The following is a 21,228-nucleotide window of genomic DNA, read 5'->3' on the forward strand; positions in this document are numbered from 1 at the left end:
TCTATGCTTTAAGTCTGGCGATCTGCGGGCCGACGATCGCGGCAAAGAGGCTGGGGTTGCCAAGCGCGCGGGCCGACAGCATGGCGCCGTGGACTGACGCCATCAGGATCTGTGCTTCTTCCTCGGGCGATCTGGCGAGCCGGAAGAGCTTCTTCTCGACACCGGCCTTCAGCACCGATGTCAGCCAGGCTGCGAGGTTCTCGAAATGCCGGCGCACATGGGCTGCCACCGGCTCCGGCAGCATCTGTATTTCGGCCGCGAGCATGGCGCAGACGCAGAAGGGCTCCGACGCGTCGAGGATGCATTTCTGCCAGTAGTTCAGATAGGCCTGCAGCTGCTCGACAGGGCCGGGGACGTGCTCCCTCAGCGACTTCAGGCCGGATTCGGCGCGCTGCGTATAGCGATCGACCAGGACCTGCACCAGCTCGGCCTTGGTGGGGAAATGGTGGTGGATGCTTGCCTTGCGGATGCCGACCGCATCGGAAATATCGGCATAGCTGAATCCGTTATAGCCTCCCGCCACGACGAGGGACTGCGCTACATCAAGGATCTTTTCCGAGGTCGTCTGTTCCATGCAGCTTGCCTATCTGCGGGTAGGAAGGCTGTCAAGTTTGGCACAGAGTGCTCGCTCACGAGCATGTGTTCCAGCCGAGCAGAGGGCAGCGGCGTTTGACGGTTGACTCTGCAAATTTATCTACCTACTAGTAGGAAGACACAACAAGGAGCCTGTCATGCAAAACCAATCTTCTCCGCAATCGAGCTGGTTGCGATCCTATTATTTCGTCCGTGCGCTGTTCTCGATCGGCTGGATCCTCGCCGCCATTCTCTCGGGAGGGCATTCCGCGCTCGCCTCCGTGCTGCTCGTCATCTATCCGGCCTGGGATGCGGCGGCGAACCTGGTGGATGCCCGCTCGAACGGCGGCCTGAAGGCCAATCCCGCCCAGACGTTCAACGTCGCCGTCAGCACGATCACCACACTTGCCGTCATCATCGCCGTCCTGAACAGCACCTATGCCGTCCTCGCCGTCTTCGGCGTCTGGGCCATCCTTTCCGGCCTCCTGCAGCTTTCGGCCGGCGTGCGGCGCTGGCGCATCTACGGCGCGCAATGGGCGATGATCCTCAGCGGCGCGCAATCGACACTCGCCGGCGGTTTCATGATCAGCCAGTCGTTCGGTACCACGCCGCCGAGCATCCTCGACATTGCGCCCTATGCGGGGTTTGGTGCCTTCTATTTCCTGCTGTCGGCTGTGTGGATGACGGTTGCTGCATATCGGAAAGGCAGCCATGAAGTTCTGCCTTGAGCATGGCATTGAGCCCAATCTTGTCATGGGCCACGCGCCGCGCGTGGCCTCGAGAGCTTAGTCAAAATTACATCGTTCGCTTCGGCATATCCCGGCGCGGTGGGATGAATGCTGCCGGTGAGGCACCCATATACCTCCTTCATTCCTGTGTGCCCGCACCAGCGCGAGGGATGTCACGGGAATCCAGCCACCGCGCGCACGCCGCAGGAATATCTATGAGGTCAAAATGCGTCGAGCAGAGCAGATGCCAGCAATACTTCGGTTCCGGCGAGCCCAACAGAGCAGAATAGAGTTATGTCCTCTGACGAGGACCAGGTGTTTCCGGGCATAGAAACCAACTCAGCCAGATCGACCATTCGATTTTCGTGTCGCGTGCCAGCGAGAAAAAAAGGTGACGCGTAGGCTTGCATTTGTTCGGGCGCATCGGTGGCTATGATCTTGGCAGTATCGGCGATGTCGAGCCCAATTTCATGCCCTCCAACAAGCTTGGGGCCAACGGTGTTGACGTGAGCGCCCGGCGTCAGATCTGCAGCATGTAATATTGGGGTCCGGCTCGAGGTCGCGCAGATAACGATGTCGGCATCCATCGTCGCCTTCGCAACACTTTCGACGGGCGTGACCTCTACACCGAGATCGCGTTGCATCTCTTCGGCAAAAGCTTTTCTGTTGACCACATCCCGGCTGTACACCCGAACTGAGGATATCGCTCTGACTGCTACGGCCGCAGCAAGCTGAGTTCGTGCTTGGACGCCACTACCGATTACGGCGACAGACTTCGCATGCTGCGAGCTCAGATGCCGTATCGCAACGCCGCCAATTGCGCCGGTCCTGATGGCACCGAGACGTTCCCCAAGAACCAGGCCTTTCAGCGTCCCCTCGTTCGTCGACCAGACGGCGACGATTTGCGACTGCTTCGAATTCTGAAACGTATCGTACACACGGAATCCGGCCAGTGGAGCTTCGCCAAGTATCCCTCCCACTGTGAAGACTAGATCGCCATGCTCTCCGAAGGAAACGTGATGCCTTGGTGGCGATACCATCTTGTTGTCGAGCCTCGCTCGAAAGGCCAATTCCAGGACATCGATTGCCTTGGCCATGACATCGTAGCCGATGAGGTCGCGATCGCCGAGCAGTTTGACCATTACTGCGCCTTCCGATGAGAAGTTGCCTTGATGTTACGCATTGGCGGGTATCTAGATACAAGCATCACCGCACCCTTGGAAAAGCAGGGGGCGTGAAGAAGCGCCATCGAATGCTACCGCGGTCAATAGCCCGGCGCCTGCGCCAGCTATGATTTGGGCAAGCCACTGGTCTTGGGGCTCTGGAGAAACCGCCCAGTAGAACGCTGCGAGCGCAACTGCTGCGACAGAAACGAGGACGGCTCGTCGAACCGTTAGCGGCCAGGCAAATACAGCATAGAAAAAACCCGTTTCAAAACCGACGATCGCTGTCACAAATTCTGAGACGGCATGAGTTGATGCTTCGCTATAGGCGCTGATAGCGCGAAACGTAAGCACGAGGAACGCAACTGCAAAGGTTTGCGAGGCCACAGCCGCGATCGCCGTGCGTCCTCTGGAGTTCCGAATTTTTGAATATCTGAAGAAAGCCATCCATCATCCTGACCGCGGCCCAACTGCGAAAATCACGTATCTTGTCTTGCCGCGATAAGTCTCCTACAACCTTAAGTGAACTTGAGGTCAAGGGGGTAGGTAAATGGCGCGGGAGCTTACTGTTGGAGACGTTGCCAGACGGTCGGGGGTGGCGGTTTCCGCGCTTCACTTTTACGAGACCAAGGGTCTCGTCCGAAGCTACCGCACAGCAGGAAATCAGAGACGGTATTCAAGCGATGTTTTACGGCGAGTGGCAGTAATCAAAGTCGCTCAGAATCTTGGGATTTCTTTGAATTCCATTGGTGACGCGTTGTCTTGCCTTCCAGCGGGACAACCACCGTCCAAAGAAGACTGGGAGACCATGTCCCAGCGGTGGCGGGAGGAATTGAACTCACGGATACATCAACTCCAGAAATTGCGCGATGGACTTTCCGATTGCATCGGCTGTGGGTGTCTTTCCCTCGATAAATGCGGGCTAGTCAACTGGGGAGACAAACTTGCGTTGAGGGGGCCAGGCCCGCATCGACTAATCGATGGGAAAAAGCGGGGAGTCAAAAACTAGGACAAGATCTGTTTTGCCCTGGAACGCGCATGGCCGGCGACGATCGATAAGTCCGGCTCTCTCGTATTTCCGATCCATTCCCCGGTTGGCAAATCGCAGCCGCAGCGGCTAATCTCGCACTACCCCACCTTCGCCGCTCCCCACGGCCCGGCCAGCCACATCACGAGGATACCATCATGAGCACTATCGAAGCCGTCGCCGAAGAGGCCAAGGGCTGGCGCCGTCATATCCATCAGAATCCGGAGCTGCTCTTCGATCTGCCGGAGACGGCGGCCTTCGTGGCCGGCAAGCTTGCGGAATTCGGCTGCGAGAATGTCACGTCAGGGCTTGCCAAAACCGGCGTCGTCGCCGTTATCGAGGGTACGAAGGGTTCGGGCAAGACGATCGCGCTTCGCTGCGACATGGATGCGCTGCCGATGTCGGAGCTGACCAATCTTCCCTATGCCTCCAGAAATGCCAACCGCATGCATGCCTGCGGCCATGACGGGCACACGGCCATGCTGCTTGCCACCGCAAAGTGCCTTGTCGAGAACCGGGATTTCTCCGGCAAGGTCGTGCTGATCTTCCAGCCGGCGGAGGAGGGCGGCGGCGGAGCGCGGGTGATGATCGAGGAGGGGTTGCTCGAGACCTTCGGCATCGACGAGGTCTATGGCATGCATAATGAGCCGGGCCTGGAGATCGGTTCCTTTGCGACGCGCGCCGGTCCGTTCATGGCGGGTGCCGACCGTTTCGTCATCACCATCAATGGCAAGGGCGGGCATGCGGCTGCGCCGAACATGACGCGCGATCCCGTTCTCGTCAGCGCACATATGGTGACCGCGCTGCAATCGATCGCCTCGCGCTTCACCGATCCCTTCGATCCGGTCGTCGTTTCCATCACCTTCTCGGAAGCGGGTAACGACAAGGCGCTGAATGTCATCCCGGCCTCCGTACGCCTCGGCGGCACGATCCGCACCATGCAGGCGGATACGAGGAAGGCCGTCGAACAGCGGTTCCGCGAGATCGTGCATGGCACGGCGAAGCTGTTCGAAACCGAAGCAGAAATCGACTGGCGACCGGGTTATCCTGTCACGGTCAACGATGCCGGGAGGACGTCGGCCATCGTTGCGGCGGCATCGAAGGTCGCCGGCGATGGACAGGTGGATGCGGCTTACGAGCCGTCGATGGGGGCGGAGGATTTCTCTTACATGCTGGAGAAGCGGCCTGGCGCGATGATCCTGATCGGTAATGGGGATAGCGCGGGCCTGCACCACCCGGCCTATGATTTCAACGACAAGGCGATTGCGCATGGGGTGCGCTATTGGCTGTCGCTGGTCGGGCAGGAGCTTGGTGGGAAGTAGGGGGATTGCGGCTGGTTCGGCCCTGATCAAAGACCCCGCCCCAAACCCCTCCCCACAAGAGGGAGGGGCTTAAACTGCCGCGCCCGCTTTCCACAATTTCGACGTCTCGGGAGGAGTGACGCGGTGCCGCGTTTAGTCCCTCCCCCTTGTGGGGAGGGGTTTTTACCACGGCACCGACCCAGCGTGCCGGAGAGGCCCCTCACAACCACTTCGGCACTTCAACCCGCTGAAACGCCCGCAGATCCCCAATCAACCCGCTCGCATCCGCATTGACCGAAATCGAATAGCGATGCGCCGGCGGCAGGAATTTCGTTTCCACCATGTGGTCGATGAACTTGAGAAAGACGTCGAAGAAGCCCGCGGAGTTCAACAGGCCGACGGGTTTATCGATCTCGGAGAGCTGGTTCATGGTCCAGACCTCCATCAGTTCTTCGATCGTGCCGATGCCGCCCGGCAGCGCGATGAAGGCATCGGCAAGTTCGGCCATGCGCTGCTTGCGGATGCGGAGCGTCGGCGTGATTTCATCCGTGGTGAGCTTCGGGTGCGAATGGCCGCGCTGATGCAGGCTTTCGGTTATGACACCATGCGCCGTGCCACCGGCTTCGAGCACGGCATCGGCGACGATGCCCATCAGGCCCTTTGTCGTGCCGCCATAGATGAGGCCGATACCCTCACGGGCCATGGCCCGGCCAAGCGCCCGGGCTCCATCGGCGAAATCTTCCGTTGCGCCGAAGTTCGATCCGCAGAATACCGCGATGGACTTGATGGAACGTGTCATGATCGGGCGCCTTTCCTGTGCTTTTGCTCACACGCATTAGCGGTCGGTTGGCGCAAAGGAAAGCTGTCAGGGGGCTCTGTCCGGCGTCAGTCCCGATATGCGCAACCCGGATCACGCAATGTCAGCCTGCCGGCAGCGAGACGCGGAAGAGGGCGCCGCCATCGCCGGCGTTAGCGGCGTTTATGTCGCCGCCGTGGTTGAGGACGATTGACTGGCAGATGGAGAGGCCGACGCCAACGCCGTCCTGCTTCGTCGTATAGAAGCAATCGAAGATGCGGCCGAGATCGGCAGCCGAAATGCCGCCACCGCTGTCACGGATGGAGAATTGGACCCTCCCGTCCGCCTCGCTGGTGGCGATCTCGATGCGGCGCGGCCGCTTGCCACTGCTGACGATGGCCTCGATGGCATTGAGGAGCAGGTTGACGACGACCTGCTGCATCTGGATGCGGTCTCCGAGGAAGGCAGGCAGGCCGGGCCTGCACGCAACCGAAAGGCGGATCGCGTGCATATCGGTCTCATGGCCGACGAAGGACAGCGCGTCCTTGACGATGTCGTTCAGATCGAGCGGCATGCGCGTGTTCGTCTGGCCGCTCGCCATGCCCCGGACGCGCTTGACGATTTCGCTCGCCCTATGGGCGCTCGCCGCCATGCGCGCGGCAAGCTCGCCGAGTTTGGCAAGGTTSGGCTCGTCGCGCGARAGGTGCCGCATGGTGGTTTCGCAGTCAGTGACGATTGCGGCAAGCGGCTGGTTCACCTCATGGGCGATCGAGGTTGCAAGCCTGCCGAGGATGGATAGCCGCGCCGTATGCAGCGGGTCGACCTCATGTTCGTGTGGCTGTCTCCGTGCGGTGATATCCTCCAGCGCGACGAGCAATGTGTCGGGACTTTCGGACGAGGGGAAAGTGACCGACAGTTTGACGTCGAGGACGGCGCCCTTGAAGCCGCGCATCTTCATCGGCTCGGAGAAGAGCTTGGTTCCGTCAAACCAGGCGCGCATCAGCCTTTTGATGGTCTCGGGCGAGGCCGCAAACAGGTAGCTTGCCGGCCCCACGAGATCCTCTGACGAAGAGGCCTGTAAAAGAGAAACGGCCATCTCGTTGGCATCGGCGACGAAAAGACCCGCCTTTGAAATGCCCCCTTGCCACATGCCCTTCGCAAACAGGTGCTCGGCGTCACCCCTGGCTTTCAATCCTGCAAAGAGCGCCCGCAGGCCGGTGGCGTCGAGCTGCAGGACCGGAACCGGAAGGTGATGGATGGAGACCGTGTGATGTGCGTCGCCGCGCGGGCGCCTTGCCGGCAGATCGCTTCCGACACCGCCTTTGATGACGACGATCGGCGCCTGTTCGGCAGATCGCTCGCTGCGTCTGGCGTCATTCCATCGAGCAGCGATGTTTCTCGCTATCGGCGTGTCGGCCATGCGCGCTTCCTATGTGTTCAGCCAATATGTTTCGGCTCATATGTTTCAGCGGGGGCAATAGTTTGCTTGAGACAATAGTTTCCCGTTGCGGGCGCGCGCCGTTTTTGAGCGCGCATCCACCTCGCGGCCGCCATTGGCGACACCACATCCGTCATGATAGTAGCCATCAGGCTGAATAGAGTCGTGGCAGGTTAGAGCGGGGGCAAGGGCGGCACAATGCCCGCTTCCGTCAACAGGGTGTTGCGCTCAGTGGAACGCAGATGATCGACCTGGATGATATCAGAAGCTTCGTGGCGGTGGTCGAAACCGGCGGCTTCAACCGCGCCGCCCAGCAGCTCGGCGTCTCGAAGTCGATCGTCAGCCGGCGCATTGCACGCATGGAAACGGATCTCGGCGCGCAGCTGATCAACCGCAGCACGCGCGGCATCAGTCCAACGGAGGCCGGGCTTGAATTCAAGCTGCGCTGCGGGCGCATCCTGGCCGAACTCGAGGAAGCGCGGGATGCCGTCGCCACCTATGCCGGCGGCGATGTCACCGGGCGTCTGAGGCTTGCCGCGCCGCTTGCCTTCGGCCAGCGCTATCTCGGGCCGATCCTGACCGAACTTGCCGGCCGCCATCCGCGCCTCGAGCTCGATGTGTCCTTCTCCGACCGCGCTGTCGATCTCATCGGCGAGCATTACGATGCGGCGATCCGGCTCTTCGAGCTGCGCGACCCCTCGCTGATTGCGCGCCGCATCGCGCCGGTCAGGCCCTTCATCGTCGCCAGCCCCGATTATATCGCCCGCCATGGCCGCCCGCAGAGGCCCGAAGACCTGCTTTCGCATGATTGCATCATCTATTCCGGGCGCCATATTCCGGAATGGAAGTTTCGGGTCGGCGAGCGCATGGTGTCGATCCGCCCGAACGGGCGGCTTCTGACCGATAATGCCGAGGTGCATCTGAGCTGGACGCTCGCCGGGCTCGGCGTGGCGGAACTGCCGTCTTTCATTGTCGCCGATGAGATCCGCAAGGGCACGCTCGTGCCGGTGCTTGTCGACTATTATCTGGATGAGGGCGCGATCTACGTGGTGCGCCCGCCGGGGCCGCATGTGCCGGCCAAGGTGCGGGCGCTGATCGATATCATGCTGGAGCGGCTCGGCGGGGAGGGCAGTGCTGCCTATCCCTCGGTTCTGCGGGCAGGAGAATAGCCCTCTCCGGGAATTTCGTTACAGTTGTAACGCAAGGCTCAAATACCCGTTTTCGGCCAGTTTCAAGCAAGTTCTGCTTTCCAGTTTGCGCGCATTCACACGCCAAACAAAAGGATGAAACACCGTGATCGTCGGCTCCGATAATTCAACCCGCAACGTGTTCAGCTATATGCCCAGAGTTTCCGTCAGTGTTTTTGGCGAGGGGAGGGTCGACAAAGCAACCGGGGAACTGGTGAATACCGCTCCGGAAAAAACGGATGATCAACTGCTGGCCGAACTCTATGATCGCACCGCCCAGCAGACGCTCGACGATGCCGATATCGATGGCGACGGGCTGATGAGCAAGGACGAGTACATGGCCGCTCAAAAGCGGCTGGCCGATGCCGATAACAGGATCTTCGATATCGATGCCGCCGAAGAACGCTGGTCGACCTTCGATCCGACCAGCAAGGGGGCGATCGACAAGAATGAGATCATCGAGGGCCTGAAGATCCTTCTGCCGCTCAAGGTCGGCCATCTCGATGCCGACATGGCCGAGCGCATCCGGGCGCAGGCCCTGGAGGCCTCCAAGGAGGCGCTGCAGAATTTCCAGGACGCCATCGACGCGGCGAGCAAGAAGCCGGCAACGGCGGAAACGATCAAGACGACGATTGCCGAGCAGGCCTCGCTTCTCTCGCTCTATGACGAGTACAAATAGCAAAAAGGCGCCGGCGGGGCCACGAATGTTGCGTCGGCGCCTGATCAAGCAAACAGGAAGTCAGGCGAACAGGAAGTCGCCGGACTGCAGGATATAGGCTCCGTTGAGTGTGGCAACTCTGACGGCGCCGTCTCCTCCGGTGCCGTCATCGTCCCAGTAGAGCGTGCGGTCGGAGGTGTTGAAGTAGAACTGGGCGTCTGTGCCAATGGCGGTTTTGCCGACATGGAAATCCAGGGTGGATGCGGTCATGCCCTGGAAATCGCCGGGCTGGAACGACAGGAAATCGTCCGCGCCAAAATCGTTGATGAAAGCGAAGTTCGATGCGCTGGGTGCGGCGAGGACGAAAGTATCAGCGCCGCCGCCGCCCGCTAGGCCATCACTGCCGCCGCCGCTGACGAGCGTGTTGGCCGCAGCATTGCCTGTTATCTGGTTGTTGCCGCTATCGCCGATCCCGGTCACGGCGCCCGCCTGAAGGATCAGCGTTTCAGCTTCGGTTCCTGCGAGCGAATAGGTTTCGGCCGTGGAATAGATGATATCGTTCCAATCCCAGACGCTGCTGCCGGTATCGTGGACGACGTCGCCGGCGCTGTCGACCTTGTATTTGTCGTTTCCATCCCCGCCATCCATGGTGTCGTCGCCGGTACCGCCCGCGAGTATGTCGTCACCGGAGCCGCCGTACAGCTTGTCATTGCCGGCGCCGCCATCGAGATAATCGTTGCCATCGAGACCGGAAAGCGTATCGCTTCCGGCAGCGCCGCCGAGAGTATTGTTACCGCTATTGCCCGTCATGACGTTATCGAGCGCGTTGCCGCTCGCATACAGGTTACCCTCCGCGACAAAGGCGAGGTTCTCGACATTGGCCGCCAGCGAGTAGCTCACTTCGGCAAGGATCGTGTCGGTACCCTGTCCTGCCAGCTCCACGACCCTGTCGGCCGAGGTGTCGACGATGTAGGTATCGTCGCCCAGGCCGCCCGTCATCCGGTCGTGGCCGTATCCTCCGTCCAGATGGTCATTGCCCGCAAGGCCTGTCAGCGTATCGTTGCCGGAACTCGCGTATATGGCGTCGTCTCCGGCCGTGCCGACCAGGTTCTTGTCGGGATAGGTGCCGTAGATGCGGTTGCTCTGAAGCTCCACCGCATGGGCGTCGGTATCGAAGCGGACCTGAAAGATGCCGGAGTCATATCCCTGGACATCGGTATAATCACTGTCGGACGCCCAGCTGACGACCCAGCCGCCGTCATCGAGCGCGGCCACCTGGGGAATATCCTTGTAGCTGTGGGTCAGCGTGTTGAGGAGCGTCTCATCGCCGTTTTTCGTCCCGTCGGCATTAAACGCCTGCTGGTAGATATGATAAAAGGTCTCACTACTGCCGATCACCATCCAGGTCACCACCCAGCCGCCGTCGGAAAGAGCCGTCACCTTCTGGTTCCCTGCATATGTCCCATCGGTATCGACCTGGGTCTCGCCGCCTTGCGGCGTCCCGTTCGCATTGTAGGCCTGCTGCATGATATGGGCGTCGCCCGAAATCCAGATCACCACCCAGCCACCGTCGCCCAATGCGGCGGAGCCATGATAGGCTTGGTTGCCGTCCGTCGTGGTATTGACTCGTGTCTCCGTGCCGAGCCGCGTTCCGTCGGCATTATAGGCTTGCTGATAGATCCCGCCGCTGGATCCATCTTGGCCATTCGATTCCCAGATGACGACCCAGCCGCCGTCGCGCGCCACCACGGATGCGCTGTCCTGATAGGAATTGGTGTAGGTATTGACGAGGGTTTCCCCGCCGTGCGGCGTGCCGTCGGCATTGTAGATCTGCTGGAATACACCGGTTTCGGAACCGTCCTGGCCGGGCGATGACCAGGTGGCGACCCAGCCGCCGCCATCGAGTGGCGCCATCGAGCCCAGCCACTGGTTTCCATCGGTGTGGGTGTTGACCCGGGTCTCTCCGGCGATCTTGGAGCCGTCGGCAGCGAAGGCCTGCTGGTAGATCCCGTATCCGGAACCGTCCTGGCCTACCGACAGCCAGCTGACGACCCAGCCTCCATCGGCTAGCCCCATGACCGACCGCAACCCCTGTCCGGCGCCTTCAAACGTGTTGACCTGGGTCTCGCCGCCACGCGGCGTGCCATCCGCATTGAATGCCTGCTGATAGACCCCGGGGGTGGAAATCCCCTGGTCTCCCCAGGTAATCACCCAACCGCCATCGGCAAGGACCGTCACAGCCGGCATGTCCTGATTGCCCTCGACGGTGGTGTTGACGCGGGTTTCGGGACCGACGAGGTCACCTGTCGCGTCGTAGACCTGCTGGTAAACGCCGGAACCGCTGCCGTCTTCCAGCATGGAGGCCCATGTGGTCACCCATCCGCCGCCCGGCAGCTGGGTGGTCGCGGCATTGTACTGAAAATTGACCGTGAACGTGTTGACCTGAGATTCCACAAACGGCATTTACCTTCCTCCTCAGATAGACAGTACCGAGAAAATGAACGCGCTGCAGACCCGATGCGTATTGCTACCATACCGTTCTTTTTTGACGATTGCCCGACACTCCCGATAATCTTCAAAAGAGAACGGCATGGGCATGCAACCTGCCGATCGCCCGCAATATCAAAACTTGATCGGCGGGCAGGCATCGGAGCTCTCACTTTTCGGCGGGGCAAATGGTGGGCGTCGGGAGCGGCCCGCTCTTACGCGGGCTGAACGCTCCTCACCACGCCCGTGCGGTCGATGACGCAGGCGAACTTGCGGCCCGAGGCGTCAAGATCGACGGTGAAGCCRCCGGCTTCGACCGGGCGCGAACTCGTCGGCAGGACTTTCGCCCTGTCGAGACCGGCCTGTTTGGCGGCGGCATCTGCGCAGAGCAGCTGCAGGTCGGCAGGAGCGGTCTCGACCGCCGTGCGCGACATCTGGTCGGGCGGCGGGGCCGACTGGCAGGCGGCAAGTGCCAATAGCGAGCAAAGGAGCAGGGCCGGGAGCGGCCGGCTCTTCAAGAACATGCGCATACTAATTCCCCCGTTTCAGACGCCTTTATAGAGGGCCGCGCCCTGCATCAGGACGATGACCTTGGCGCCGACCTTTATCCGCGAATGCAGATCGATGATGTCGTCATTGTTCATGCGAATGCAGCCCGAGGATACGTCGAGGCCGATCGACCAGGATTCCGGCGTGCCGTGGATGCGGTAGATCGTGTCGGCATCGCCGGCATAGAGATAGAGCGCGCGGGCGCCGAGCGGGTTGTCGGGGCCGCCCGGCTGGCCGGCTGCCCATTTGGCGGCATTCGGGTCGCGGGCCACCATCTCGGCGGGCGGGGTCCAGGTCGGCCATTCGGCGGTACGGCCCACGCGTACGATTCCGGCCCAGCCGAAGCCTTCGCGACCGACCCCGATGCCGTAGCGGATCGCCTGGCCGCCCGGCTGCACGAGGTAGAGAAAATGCTGATTGCCGTCGATGATGATCGTGCCCGGCTCCTCAGCCGTGCGAAAGGTCACGACCTGCCGGCGGAAGGCATCCGGGACCTGCTTGTTGCGGGCGAAATATTTGCGCGCCGTGTTCTTGTCGTAATCGACCCACTGGCGCGTCTTGGGATCGTAGATCTGGGTGCCGGCCGCGAGGGCGACATAGGCGGCGAGGGTCAGCGCCAGCGCGGCGAGGGCGGTTTTCTGCAATGTCCTGTTCATGGTTTTGCCCATCCCTGGATGCGGGCGGCATTCTCGACCACCCATTTTTCCGCGTAATCGGCGGGCGGCGTCCGTTCCACCTGCAGCGCGTAGGTCATGGCAGTCACTTCCTCAGGCGTCAGATCGACCTTCTCCAGAAAGGCGGCGACGTCAGCATGTTTGGCGCCGAAAGACGTCGACCAGGCGATGTGGAATTCCGATGGCGGCCAGGCGACATCCGCCTTCGAATGTTCGATCCAGAGCGGATCGCTGCCGGGCGCGATCTTCCATCGTGCGGGGTCGTAAGCCGGCTCTTCCAGCCGCGTCACCTTGTGCAGTTCGAAGACATTGTGCGGCGCATAGCAGGCAAAGACCATCGGCCGGCCGGTGGCGACGGCTGCATCGACGGCTGCCATGCCGACATCCTCTTCCGCCTCCACCAGCGTGAGGTTGCTGGCGTAACCGTAGCTCAAGGCGCGCACCCGCTCGATGCTCGCCGAGGTCCAGGTTGCGGCACCGATCCAGAGCTCGCCGCGGCCATCGCCATCGGTATCGAGCAGGGTGCCCTTTTCAGGGTCCGAGAGATCCTTGACGCTCTTGATGCCGGCCTTTTCAGCGTCCTCGGTGGCGCAGAGGCCCTGCCAGGCGGCAACGGCGCGTTTTGCGAGAACCACCGCCTTCTTCTCATCGACATATTTTTCGATTGCCGCATCGAGGTTCGGCCGCCAGACCTCCGGGTGGATATCGAGCTCGCCGGATTCCAGCCCGGCAAAGGCATTGAGCTCTCCCATCTCGCGCAACTCGGCCTCGAGGCCGAAATTCTTGCCGATCGCGACCTTCAATATATTGGCCGTCGCCTGTCCCGATGGCCAGTTCGGCACGGCGATCACGAGATCGGCGGCCTGGACGTTGCCAAGGGATACCGAGGCGATGAAAAGCGATACCGTGGCGGCAAGCATGGCCGCAGGTCGCTTGAAACTTTGCGGCGGTCCGGCGGGCGCGCGCCTCGCATGTTTCGGACTGTCTCCCTGATAATGTCTCACAGAAACCCCTCCGTTTCCGATTCTCGATGCCGTCGAGGAGCAGCGCGACGGACCCGATGCCGCTCATCATGGCTCTCGTCATGTCCGGGGCTCCGGCGCATACGCGAGACCGAATGGTCGGCGGGCTAATGTCTGCGCCCCTATGCTGCCCACGTCCTAAACACACCACACGCATGCCGGGGAAGTACGTTACCGTAAATGCCACCGTAAATTCGTACTGCGAGCGGCGAAGCGGAATGGGGGAGCGGGACTTGCGCGCCACTCTCCCTATCAATTGACTTGATCAGCTGGAAAAGGCAGGACGTCTCCAAAAAGCCAGACTTGCCCCGGATCCACGAATAGGCTTTCGTGGCCGCATTTCAGTAGGATACCGGCACGCCCATGTTTTTCTTCGCGAAGGTTTTCTGGCTCACGTCCCAACCCGTCACGATCGGCTTCCTGCTGATCGGTCTCAGCGTCATTTTGATGATCTTCCGTATCCGGCGGCTCGCCATCGCGGCCGGGCTCCTGTCGCTCACGCTCATCTTCGTGAGCTTTTACACCACATCGGGTGCACTGATCGTGCAGGAGCTGGAGGATCGTTTTCCACGGCCGGCCGCTCCTGCCGATGTCGCCTGCATCGTCCTGCTCGGCGGCGGGATCGCGACAAAGGTCGATGGCGTGCGCGGTGGCTACAACCTGGATGACGCGGCTGATCGCTATATCGAAACTGTGCGGCTGGCCGGCGTCTATCCCAATGCCAGGATCATCATGTCTGGCGGCGATGGCAGTCTCACCGGCGGCTACGTCAAGGAAGCGGATATCATCCGCAGGATGTTCGACGATTTCCATATCGACCCGGCCCGTGTCGAATATGACGCGGAGTCGCGCGATACCTATGAGAATGCCATCAATACAAGGGTGATCCTGCAGCGACTGAACCTTAACCACTGCCTGCTCGTGACATCGGGTTTCCACATGCCGCGTGCGGTGGCAATCTTCCGCAATCTCGGCATGGACGTCACGCCCTGGGTCGCCGATTACCGTACGACTGGAGAACAAGGCCTGGCGCTGTCGGCCGGCCATCCGATTGACAATGCCGACCTGTTTACGACGGGCCTGCGGGAATGGATCGGCATCGTCGCCTATTATTTCGCCGGCCGTGTCTCGACCCTCTATCCGCAGTGAGGCAGAGGGCTTGCGCCTGGACGGCTGACGGATTCCTGAAAGAGCTGCGCCGCTCGCCGGCGGTTCGCTTTTGACTTTTGCGAGCGGGTTTTGCGATAGAAATTTCCTGAGAGTTCAGTGGTGCTGACCTTGTCGCAAATTTCCGGAATTGCGCGACATGCTTTTCGTTTTCAACCACTTCCGTAATCGGCCACGCGCATTGGCGTAGGGCGATGACGTGTTGAACTGAATCATGCGCCCCATCGTCCATTTCTCATACCAAGGGCGGCCATAGAGATCGTCGTCGCGGCGGGTCTCGACCTCCGAAACAATTCGGCCCTTGGCCGCTTCCAGCCGGTCAAGCAGCTGTGGATAGGGGACCGCCTGATAGTCGTGATAGAATTTCTCGGCGAGCCGGCCCAGCTCGTTCCAGTTGAAGCCGGTTTCAGGGAAGTCGATAGGCTCACTGGCCGCGTCCCGGCCGAGCCATTTCAGCACCAACTCGTTCCACCCAACCAGATAGGCGGCGAGGTTCGCAAAGCTCATCTCCGTGCCCTTGGCGTGGCCCTCCATGCTGCGTTCATCAACCATCGACAGCGGGACGTTGCGCAGGTCTTTCAACAGCTTGTCGAAGTTTGAATTTATCGCTTTGAGCAGTTCATCTTTGTTCTGAGGGACAGCCATATTTTTCTACCTGTGTCGTCCCGGTGATGGGCTGCCGCCTCCGACATATGTCGCCGCTTTTGCTTCCAGAATAAAAGCCTGCAGTCCATCCATGACACACCCTTCAATTTGAACATAAGTAGAACATTCCACGGATGCGCCTATCTGCCAAGAGCCGGCTGCCCGGATTCACAGGAGAACAACTCGGTGCTAAATTCTGCCTGTCACGTGGCGGCCGGCGCAGGACTAATGTTGCGGGTGCTCGCTGGTACCGGGGGCGATCAGTGCCTCGCAAGCGCGTTGCACAGGGCTGTTCTATGGCTGCGCGATAGGGTCCGCCTTCGCCGCCTCGCATTCCGGCAGTCGCACGGGTTTGGCGAGTTTCGCCAGCGCCTCGGGCTTGGCGCATGCCGGGAAGCCGGCTAACGGCATCGTCTCAATGAACCGGCTGCGCTCTATTGAGCTTAGGCCGGGTTCATTGATCATGCTCTCCACAGTCAGGTCCGGGTGCTGCTTGAGAGCTTCTCTGGCCGAAGCATTCGCCTCGTCGGTTCGACCCAGTGCCGCGAGGGAACTGCTGCGCACCACCCAGGTCCACTTCTGGTAATTGTTGGGGGTCATGCGCTCCAGCATCTTCACCGCGTCCTCATACCGGCCCGCCATGAAATAGGCAGGTGAGAAGAAGTTGGACGTCCACATCGGATAGTTCGGATCGAGCCGCATGACCTGGTCGACCATTTGAGCGCCGCGTTCGGGTTCACCGAAGCGTGCGGCAAAGCCGGTATAAAAAGTCAGGATTTCGGACGAACCGGGAGCCAGACGAAGGGCCGTGTCCAGCTCAGACTTGGCGCGGCCCATGTCGCCCTTGTTGGCAAGGCTCATACCAAACACCGCATGTGCTTCCGCGTCGCTCGGATCAAGCCGCACCGCGCGTTCGGCCACATCGGCAGCCGCCTTGCGGTTGCTCTCGGGATCGACGCCAAACACGCCCATTAGATCATGGGCATGGTAAAGTTCCACCCAGGCCCGTGCGAGCCCCGGGTCCAGCTCGACAGCGCGGTCGAGAAACGTGATAGCCTCTTCCGCATCTGCCTTGGTGAGATTTTCAATCTTCTCGGACCCGAGCAGATAATAATCATAGGCATTCAGGTTTTCGGGCCGTTTCCGTTTGGCCGCAGCCCGGCCGGCCGCCTGAATCAGTCCCACGCCGCCGCCGAGACGGTTGGCGACCTGCTCGGCGATTTCGGTCTGAACGGCGAACACGTCTTCGGCGGGCCGGTCCCAATTCTCCGACCAAAGATGGTGGCCGGTTTTTGCATCGATCAACTGTGCTGTGATCCGTACCCGGCCACTCTGCCGCTGGATCGAGCCTTCCAATACAAAGCCGACATGGAGCGCAGTTGCGACCTGGCGGGCATCCACCGGCTTGCCTTTAAAAACTTCCGTCGAATTGCGCGCCACCACCTCGAATTCGGGAAAGCGCGCGAGGTCGGTGATGATGTCCTCCGTCAGGCCATCGGCCAGACGCCCGCTCGCCTCGTCGCCGCCAAAATTGTCGAAGGGCAGCACCGCCACCGACGGCTTGCCGCTCAACGGTTCGGGCTGCAAAAACCACCAGACCCCGCCGCCCGCCAGAGCAAGCGTAACGATTGCCGCCGCAGCCGTCCCGGCCCAGTGCGGTATCATTCCGAGAAGCGGGCGACGCGCCCGTTTGCCGTCGAGCCTCAGCCGATACATCCGCACCGGGCGGCTGATGTTCTTGACCTGCTGCTCGCCGGCGAAATCGAGCGGCCAGTCGAGTTTGCCCTGGAGGTGATCGTATGCCGTACCCGACACCATCACGCCGCCAGGCTCCGCCAACTGCTCCAGCCGCGCGGCAACATTCACCCCATCCCCGTAGAGATCGCCATCCACCAGGGCCACATCGCCTAGATTGATCCCGACGCGGAAGATGATGCGCTCAGGCTCCGGCAGGTCGGCGTTGCGCGCCGCCACGCTATTCTGGAACTCCGCGGCGCAGGCAACCGCGTCGACCACGCTGTCGAAGGCGACAAGCGTGCCGTCGCCCATCAGCTTGATAACGGTGCCGTGGCGCTCAGAAATGGCGGGATTGATCAGGTCGGCGCGGATGGCCTTCAGTCGCCTGATGGTGCCGGCCTCATCGGCCTCCATCGCCTTCGAGTAGCCTACCATATCCGCCGCCAGGATCGCGAGCAGCTTCCGGTCGAATGCGGGGGTACTCATCATCGTTGCCTTGCATGAACATGCAACAGTGGCGGCAGTCTACACCCACGGAAGCAGCGCAACCAGCACACCGCCAGAACGGCATGTTCGCTTGCGGCGCAAAGCGGCCATGAACTCGCTTCGGCCGGTGGCATCTGTTATGGCCCCGACCCATAAAGAGGATTCCGTTGACGGCGGTTCCATGATTCACGGTCTCCAAGGGGAGACCAAAGATGAATCGGAATTGTTTCTGGCTCACGGAGGAGAAGTTTTCGCGGCTGCAGGCGCTGCTGCCTACCGACATGCGCGGCAAGCAGCAGTCGATGGCTGCCGGGTGATCAGCGGCACCCGGTAGGATCGATCTGCGATGAACTTCCTTGCGGCCGTCTGCCTCGCCGCCACTGTCACCTGCTGGTTATGAGCCAGGGCAGGAATTCACGGCAAACAGCCGACGAGAGCAGTATTTCATTCGTTCTCACTTGGCGGCGCCAAGTAGATAGCCCCCGTCCCAGTGATAGATCTGCTTGTCGTCGACCGTCACCTTGACGACCGCCTGGAACCCGGCAAGCGTTCCGCTGCCGGCATGGAACGCGCAGGTTCCTTGCATCGGGCTGGCGGTGTCGTAGGTGACGCAGTACCCGACCGCAGTGTCTCCGTTACCGACGGCAATAACCGTCGTGCTACTGCCGAAAAGGGGACTGCCGGTCACCGGCCCATAGTAAAAGATCTTGGTGCCCGCGGGGATCGCCGCGAGGTTCGATTCCGTAATGGTGCAGAAGCTCGGGGTATCGCCGCTGTACTGGCTGCATTCCTTAGAAATCTTTAGAGGTTGCATAGCCGGCGCAGCGGACGCCACGGACGTTAGTGCCAGGATGGCACCAGCCGACAGTATCAACAGTCTGCTCATTGCCCACTCCCTATGGTCGAATTAACCTTTGGGATTCTACTCGCTATCTCCTCTCCTAGCAATTCGCTGCTTTGGGCCTCTGGGCAAGGGGTTGCCGTCTGCCCCGCCGCCGGCTTGCTGTGAGTCCGGACCCTGGCGAATTCCGCACTTTTGCTCGCATCGGAACACGGTTATATGCTTGCGCTGACAGGGCAGGCGTAGGGCGCCAGGGAGTTCACTTGAGAATTTTGATCATCAGCCGCAAGGCAGAGGAGGTTCGGCGGAGCTTCCAGATCCGGCAGCTGGCCGCACTCGGCCTGTCCTTCGAGTTTCTCGACGCATTCGAAGCTGCCGATCTCACGGCCGAGGAATGCCAGACGGCTGCCAGCAACTGGCCGAGCCCGACGCGGCGGCAGGATATCGGTTGCTTCCTGTCCCACCGCAAGGCCTGGCAGGCGGTGATCGCGCATGGCGCGAAGATGCTCATCCTCGAAGACGATGCGGTGCTGTCAGACGACATCACCGCTGTCCTCGCCAATATCGAAGCCCGCAACGATGCGTGGAACAGCGTCTACGATCTCGAATTCGCCCCGCGTCGCCATATCCTCAACCGCAAGCGCGCATGGCAGGACGAGGCCGGCCGTTTTGGCGCGACCCGCGTCTATCAGAACCGCGTGGGGCTGGCCGGTTATGTCATCGGCCCTGAGGCGGCAAAACGCATGCTTGCGGAAACCACCACCTATTCGCTGATCGATGCGCATTTCTGGCACCGCTCCTGGCTTGCCGCCTACCAGATCGAGCCGGCGCCCGTCATCCAGCAGCGGTTTCTGGAGGGTGAGGGCGAGAGTGCAGATTTCGTGCGCCCGGAAAAGGATCTGGTCTTCCTGCCGCTCAGCAAGGTGCGCAAGCAGTTGCGCCGGCTGGAGCTCGAAAGCATCAAGGCGAGAAACCTCGTTGCCGGCCTGTTGTGGGGGCAGAAGAGGGATGTTCTCGTCGATCGCTCCAGGTTCAATGCAGGTGCGATGAAATCGGCTTAGGTGGCCGCTTGGTGCTGATGTGAGGGGCGACGGAGTGTCCCAATCCCACCGTTGACACTCCTCCACATATCCCGTATTTCCCAGCCCATGCCAGTCCGCTGGCCGTAAGCGTTTGACGTCAAGCAACGCACTTATCGATCCTCGCCGGTCGGAGTGCGTTTTTTTGTGCCCGTCGGACGAGGGAATAGCCAGGAGGTTTTCATGGCTTTCCGTCTTACTGGTGATCGCGAGCAGGCCCGGCTTTACCTGCTGACCGCGATCCTCTTCATCTCCTATCTCTGCGTTGCGATTGCCCTTCCGGTCGTGCCCGTGTTCGTGACCGGCGCGCTTGGCCTCGGCAATGGCTGGGCGGGCCTTGGCGTCGGCATTGCCTTTCTCGCTACCATCCTCACCCGCAGCTATGCCGGCGGGCTTGCGGATGGCAGGGGCGCCAAGCTTGCCGTGCAGCGCGGCCTGCTTTTCTATGTTGCGGGCGCGCTGATCTCGCTTGCCGCGGGGCTCTCGCTGCAGGCGCCGGCTGTGGCCTTCGCCATTCTCGTTGCCGGGCGGCTTTTGATCGGGCTTGGTGAAAGCCTCGTCGCCGTCGGCGTCATTGCCTGGGGTATCGGGCTTGTCGGGCCGCAGCGTTCCGGCCGGGTGCTGGCGCTCATCGGTGCGGCGATCTACGGCGCGCTCGGCCTTGGCGGGCCTGTTGGGCTGCTGTTGCTCGATCATCTCGGCTTTGCCGGCACGATGGCTGTCAGCGCGGTGCTGCCCTTGCTGGGGCTTGCCGCAATCCGCAGCGTGCCCGCCGTTGCCACCCATCCGGGCAGGGAGCGCCCGCCGCTTGCCGCCGTCATCGGCCGCATCTGGGTGCATGGGTTGATCGTCTGCCTGCAGGGCATGGGCTTTGCCGCAATCGGCTCCTTCTTCACCCTCTATTTCCGCGATCTCGGCTGGGATCATGCCGGCCTCGGCCTGACTGCCTTCGGCTGCGGCTTCGTGCTGGTGCGCCTGCTCTTCGGCCACCTGCCGGATCGCTATGGCGGGCTGGCGGTCGCCGTCGTGTCACTCGCGGTCGAGGCTATCGGCCAGTTGCTGATCTGGAGTGCCGGCGATCCCACCGTCGCGCTGATCGGCGCCTTCATGACCGGCCTCGGCTGCTCGATGATCTTTCCCGCCATGGGGCGAGAAGTCGTGCATCTCGTGGCACCGCATCTGCGCGGCACGGCGCTCGGGGGATTTTCGGCCTTTCAGGATCTGGCCTACGGGCTGACCGGGCCGCTGGCGGGCGTGCTGGCGGATCGGGCGGGCTATGGCAGCGTGTTTCTCGTCGGTGGGGCGACGGCGGTTTGCGGGTTTGTGATCGCTGTCGTGTTGAAGCGAGGGAAGGTGGTTGCTGCGGGGTGAGGGTGCATGGATGAGGAGGGTGTGTGCCGGAAGTACCCCCTCCGTTCTGCCGGGGGTCGCGCCACGGGTCTCGAACCGTCCTGGCCGGTCCTCAATATGCCTTTGGTTAACCGAATGGGCAGCGGAGACGGCTCGTACTGACGCGACCCTCTATCGCTCCTATCCCCACGGTTGTATAATTCCGCCGGCAAACGAGCATGGTGTATTCAGACCCCGTTACCCAAGGGAGGATGCCTTGTCCAGATCATCGTTGTTTCTGTCACTCGCGCTGGCTGTCGGCCTGTCAGTCTCATCTATAT

20 protein-coding genes are annotated in these 21,228 nt (G+C 61.3%); 8 read left to right on the forward strand and 12 right to left on the reverse strand.

Features of this window, described 5'->3' with window-relative positions; translation table 11 throughout:
- Position 1: 1 nt before the first annotated feature.
- Positions 2–574 (reverse strand): TetR/AcrR family transcriptional regulator, encoded by a 573-nt coding sequence (locus tag AC1DM5_RS00080; RefSeq protein ID WP_477822987.1) that lies wholly within the window; start codon positions 572–574, stop codon positions 2–4.
- A 157-nt stretch (positions 575–731) separates the two neighbouring features.
- On the opposite strand from AC1DM5_RS00080, the gene AC1DM5_RS00085 reads away from it, so the two are divergent.
- The gene (locus tag AC1DM5_RS00085) at positions 732–1,301 is read left to right on the forward strand and encodes a DUF308 domain-containing protein (protein ID WP_477822988.1); all 570 of its coding nucleotides are present in this window, start codon (positions 732–734) and stop codon (positions 1,299–1,301) included.
- Positions 1,302–1,522: 221 nt separating this feature from the next.
- Here AC1DM5_RS00085 and AC1DM5_RS00090 read toward each other — a convergent pair whose 3' ends face one another.
- Entirely contained in the window at positions 1,523–2,443 is a 921-nt protein-coding gene (locus AC1DM5_RS00090) for an ornithine cyclodeaminase family protein (protein ID WP_477822989.1), read from the reverse strand.
- 51 nt (positions 2,444–2,494) lie between these two features.
- Complete coding sequence (locus AC1DM5_RS00095; RefSeq protein ID WP_477822990.1) at positions 2,495–2,911, reverse strand: hypothetical protein; 417 nt, start codon at positions 2,909–2,911, stop codon at positions 2,495–2,497.
- A gap of 103 nt (positions 2,912–3,014) precedes the next feature.
- Between AC1DM5_RS00095 and soxR the strand changes: the two genes are divergently transcribed.
- Both soxR and AC1DM5_RS00105 read left to right on the forward strand, forming a co-directional pair.
- Positions 3,015–3,473: a redox-sensitive transcriptional activator SoxR gene (gene soxR, locus AC1DM5_RS00100; protein WP_477822991.1), complete on the forward strand. Its 459-nt coding sequence runs from the start codon at positions 3,015–3,017 to the stop codon at positions 3,471–3,473.
- Between the two features lie 176 nt (positions 3,474–3,649).
- Complete coding sequence (locus AC1DM5_RS00105) at positions 3,650–4,813, forward strand: M20 aminoacylase family protein (protein WP_477822992.1); 1,164 nt, start codon at positions 3,650–3,652, stop codon at positions 4,811–4,813.
- Positions 4,814–5,012: 199 nt separating this feature from the next.
- Here AC1DM5_RS00105 and AC1DM5_RS00110 read toward each other — a convergent pair whose 3' ends face one another.
- Both AC1DM5_RS00110 and AC1DM5_RS00115 read right to left on the reverse strand, forming a co-directional pair.
- Positions 5,013–5,591 (reverse strand): LOG family protein, encoded by a 579-nt coding sequence (locus AC1DM5_RS00110; RefSeq protein WP_477974417.1) that lies wholly within the window; start codon positions 5,589–5,591, stop codon positions 5,013–5,015.
- 121 nt (positions 5,592–5,712) lie between these two features.
- Positions 5,713–7,008 carry a sensor histidine kinase gene (locus AC1DM5_RS00115; protein WP_477822994.1) on the reverse strand — a complete coding sequence of 432 codons (1,296 nt, stop codon included), beginning with the start codon at positions 7,006–7,008 and terminating at the stop codon, positions 5,713–5,715.
- Positions 7,009–7,268: 260 nt separating this feature from the next.
- Between AC1DM5_RS00115 and AC1DM5_RS00120 the strand changes: the two genes are divergently transcribed.
- The gene (locus AC1DM5_RS00120) at positions 7,269–8,195 is read left to right on the forward strand and encodes a LysR family transcriptional regulator (protein ID WP_477822995.1); all 927 of its coding nucleotides are present in this window, start codon (positions 7,269–7,271) and stop codon (positions 8,193–8,195) included.
- Between the two features lie 124 nt (positions 8,196–8,319).
- The gene (locus AC1DM5_RS00125; RefSeq protein WP_477822996.1) at positions 8,320–8,892 is read left to right on the forward strand and encodes a hypothetical protein; all 573 of its coding nucleotides are present in this window, start codon (positions 8,320–8,322) and stop codon (positions 8,890–8,892) included.
- A gap of 60 nt (positions 8,893–8,952) precedes the next feature.
- Here the strand turns inward: AC1DM5_RS00125 and AC1DM5_RS00130 are convergent, their stop codons facing one another.
- From AC1DM5_RS00130 to AC1DM5_RS00145, 4 genes are all read right to left on the reverse strand, one after another.
- Entirely contained in the window at positions 8,953–11,334 is a 2,382-nt protein-coding gene (locus AC1DM5_RS00130; RefSeq protein ID WP_477974419.1) for a calcium-binding protein, read from the reverse strand.
- A 239-nt stretch (positions 11,335–11,573) separates the two neighbouring features.
- Entirely contained in the window at positions 11,574–11,888 is a 315-nt protein-coding gene (locus AC1DM5_RS00135) for a hypothetical protein (RefSeq protein ID WP_477822998.1), read from the reverse strand.
- 15 nt (positions 11,889–11,903) lie between these two features.
- On the reverse strand, positions 11,904–12,563 hold the full coding sequence (locus AC1DM5_RS00140) for a L,D-transpeptidase (protein WP_477822999.1): 660 nt from the start codon (positions 12,561–12,563) through the stop codon (positions 11,904–11,906).
- Positions 12,560–13,501, reverse strand: a complete 942-nt coding sequence (locus AC1DM5_RS00145) for an ABC transporter substrate-binding protein (protein ID WP_477823023.1) — start codon at positions 13,499–13,501, stop codon at positions 12,560–12,562. The genes AC1DM5_RS00140 and AC1DM5_RS00145 overlap by 4 nt, the downstream gene beginning before the upstream one ends.
- 465 nt (positions 13,502–13,966) lie before the next feature.
- On the opposite strand from AC1DM5_RS00145, the gene AC1DM5_RS00150 reads away from it, so the two are divergent.
- On the forward strand, positions 13,967–14,752 hold the full coding sequence (locus tag AC1DM5_RS00150; protein ID WP_477823000.1) for a YdcF family protein: 786 nt from the start codon (positions 13,967–13,969) through the stop codon (positions 14,750–14,752).
- 114 nt (positions 14,753–14,866) lie between these two features.
- Here the strand turns inward: AC1DM5_RS00150 and AC1DM5_RS00155 are convergent, their stop codons facing one another.
- The 3 genes from AC1DM5_RS00155 to AC1DM5_RS00165 all read right to left on the reverse strand — a co-directional run bounded on the left by AC1DM5_RS00155 (position 14,867) and on the right by AC1DM5_RS00165 (position 18,524).
- Positions 14,867–15,415 (reverse strand): ClbS/DfsB family four-helix bundle protein, encoded by a 549-nt coding sequence (locus tag AC1DM5_RS00155; protein WP_477823001.1) that lies wholly within the window; start codon positions 15,413–15,415, stop codon positions 14,867–14,869.
- A 294-nt stretch (positions 15,416–15,709) separates the two neighbouring features.
- On the reverse strand, positions 15,710–17,638 hold the full coding sequence (locus tag AC1DM5_RS00160) for an adenylate/guanylate cyclase domain-containing protein (RefSeq protein ID WP_477823002.1): 1,929 nt from the start codon (positions 17,636–17,638) through the stop codon (positions 15,710–15,712).
- Between the two features lie 454 nt (positions 17,639–18,092).
- Positions 18,093–18,524, reverse strand: coding sequence for a hypothetical protein (locus tag AC1DM5_RS00165; RefSeq protein WP_477823003.1), 432 nt, complete (start codon positions 18,522–18,524; stop codon positions 18,093–18,095).
- Positions 18,525–18,742: 218 nt separating this feature from the next.
- On the opposite strand from AC1DM5_RS00165, the gene AC1DM5_RS00170 reads away from it, so the two are divergent.
- A complete protein-coding gene (locus AC1DM5_RS00170; RefSeq protein ID WP_477823004.1) occupies positions 18,743–19,540 on the forward strand; it encodes a glycosyltransferase family 25 protein in 798 nt (265 codons plus the stop codon).
- A gap of 201 nt (positions 19,541–19,741) precedes the next feature.
- Positions 19,742–20,929, forward strand: coding sequence for an arabinose transporter (locus tag AC1DM5_RS00175; RefSeq protein WP_477823005.1), 1,188 nt, complete (start codon positions 19,742–19,744; stop codon positions 20,927–20,929).
- Positions 20,930–21,228 lie beyond the last annotated feature (299 nt).

The organism is Rhizobium sp. 01T437 (assembly GCF_056398505.1).

Coding starts and splice junctions, on each gene's coding strand:
- AC1DM5_RS00080 (WP_477822987.1), bottom strand. CDS start 574: ATGGAACAGACGACCTCGGAAAAGATCCTTGATGTAGCGCAGTCCCTC.
- AC1DM5_RS00085 (WP_477822988.1), top strand. CDS start 732: ATGCAAAACCAATCTTCTCCGCAATCGAGCTGGTTGCGATCCTATTAT.
- AC1DM5_RS00090 (WP_477822989.1), bottom strand. CDS start 2,443: ATGGTCAAACTGCTCGGCGATCGCGACCTCATCGGCTACGATGTCATG.
- AC1DM5_RS00095 (WP_477822990.1), bottom strand. CDS start 2,911: ATGGCTTTCTTCAGATATTCAAAAATTCGGAACTCCAGAGGACGCACG.
- soxR (WP_477822991.1), top strand. CDS start 3,015: ATGGCGCGGGAGCTTACTGTTGGAGACGTTGCCAGACGGTCGGGGGTG.
- AC1DM5_RS00105 (WP_477822992.1), top strand. CDS start 3,650: ATGAGCACTATCGAAGCCGTCGCCGAAGAGGCCAAGGGCTGGCGCCGT.
- AC1DM5_RS00110 (WP_477974417.1), bottom strand. CDS start 5,591: ATGACACGTTCCATCAAGTCCATCGCGGTATTCTGCGGATCGAACTTC.
- AC1DM5_RS00120 (WP_477822995.1), top strand. CDS start 7,269: ATGATCGACCTGGATGATATCAGAAGCTTCGTGGCGGTGGTCGAAACC.
- AC1DM5_RS00130 (WP_477974419.1), bottom strand. CDS start 11,334: ATGCCGTTTGTGGAATCTCAGGTCAACACGTTCACGGTCAATTTTCAG.
- AC1DM5_RS00140 (WP_477822999.1), bottom strand. CDS start 12,563: ATGAACAGGACATTGCAGAAAACCGCCCTCGCCGCGCTGGCGCTGACC.
- AC1DM5_RS00145 (WP_477823023.1), bottom strand. CDS start 13,501: ATGCTTGCCGCCACGGTATCGCTTTTCATCGCCTCGGTATCCCTTGGC.
- AC1DM5_RS00150 (WP_477823000.1), top strand. CDS start 13,967: ATGTTTTTCTTCGCGAAGGTTTTCTGGCTCACGTCCCAACCCGTCACG.
- AC1DM5_RS00155 (WP_477823001.1), bottom strand. CDS start 15,415: ATGGCTGTCCCTCAGAACAAAGATGAACTGCTCAAAGCGATAAATTCA.
- AC1DM5_RS00160 (WP_477823002.1), bottom strand. CDS start 17,638: ATGAGTACCCCCGCATTCGACCGGAAGCTGCTCGCGATCCTGGCGGCG.
- AC1DM5_RS00165 (WP_477823003.1), bottom strand. CDS start 18,524: ATGAGCAGACTGTTGATACTGTCGGCTGGTGCCATCCTGGCACTAACG.
- AC1DM5_RS00175 (WP_477823005.1), top strand. CDS start 19,742: ATGGCTTTCCGTCTTACTGGTGATCGCGAGCAGGCCCGGCTTTACCTG.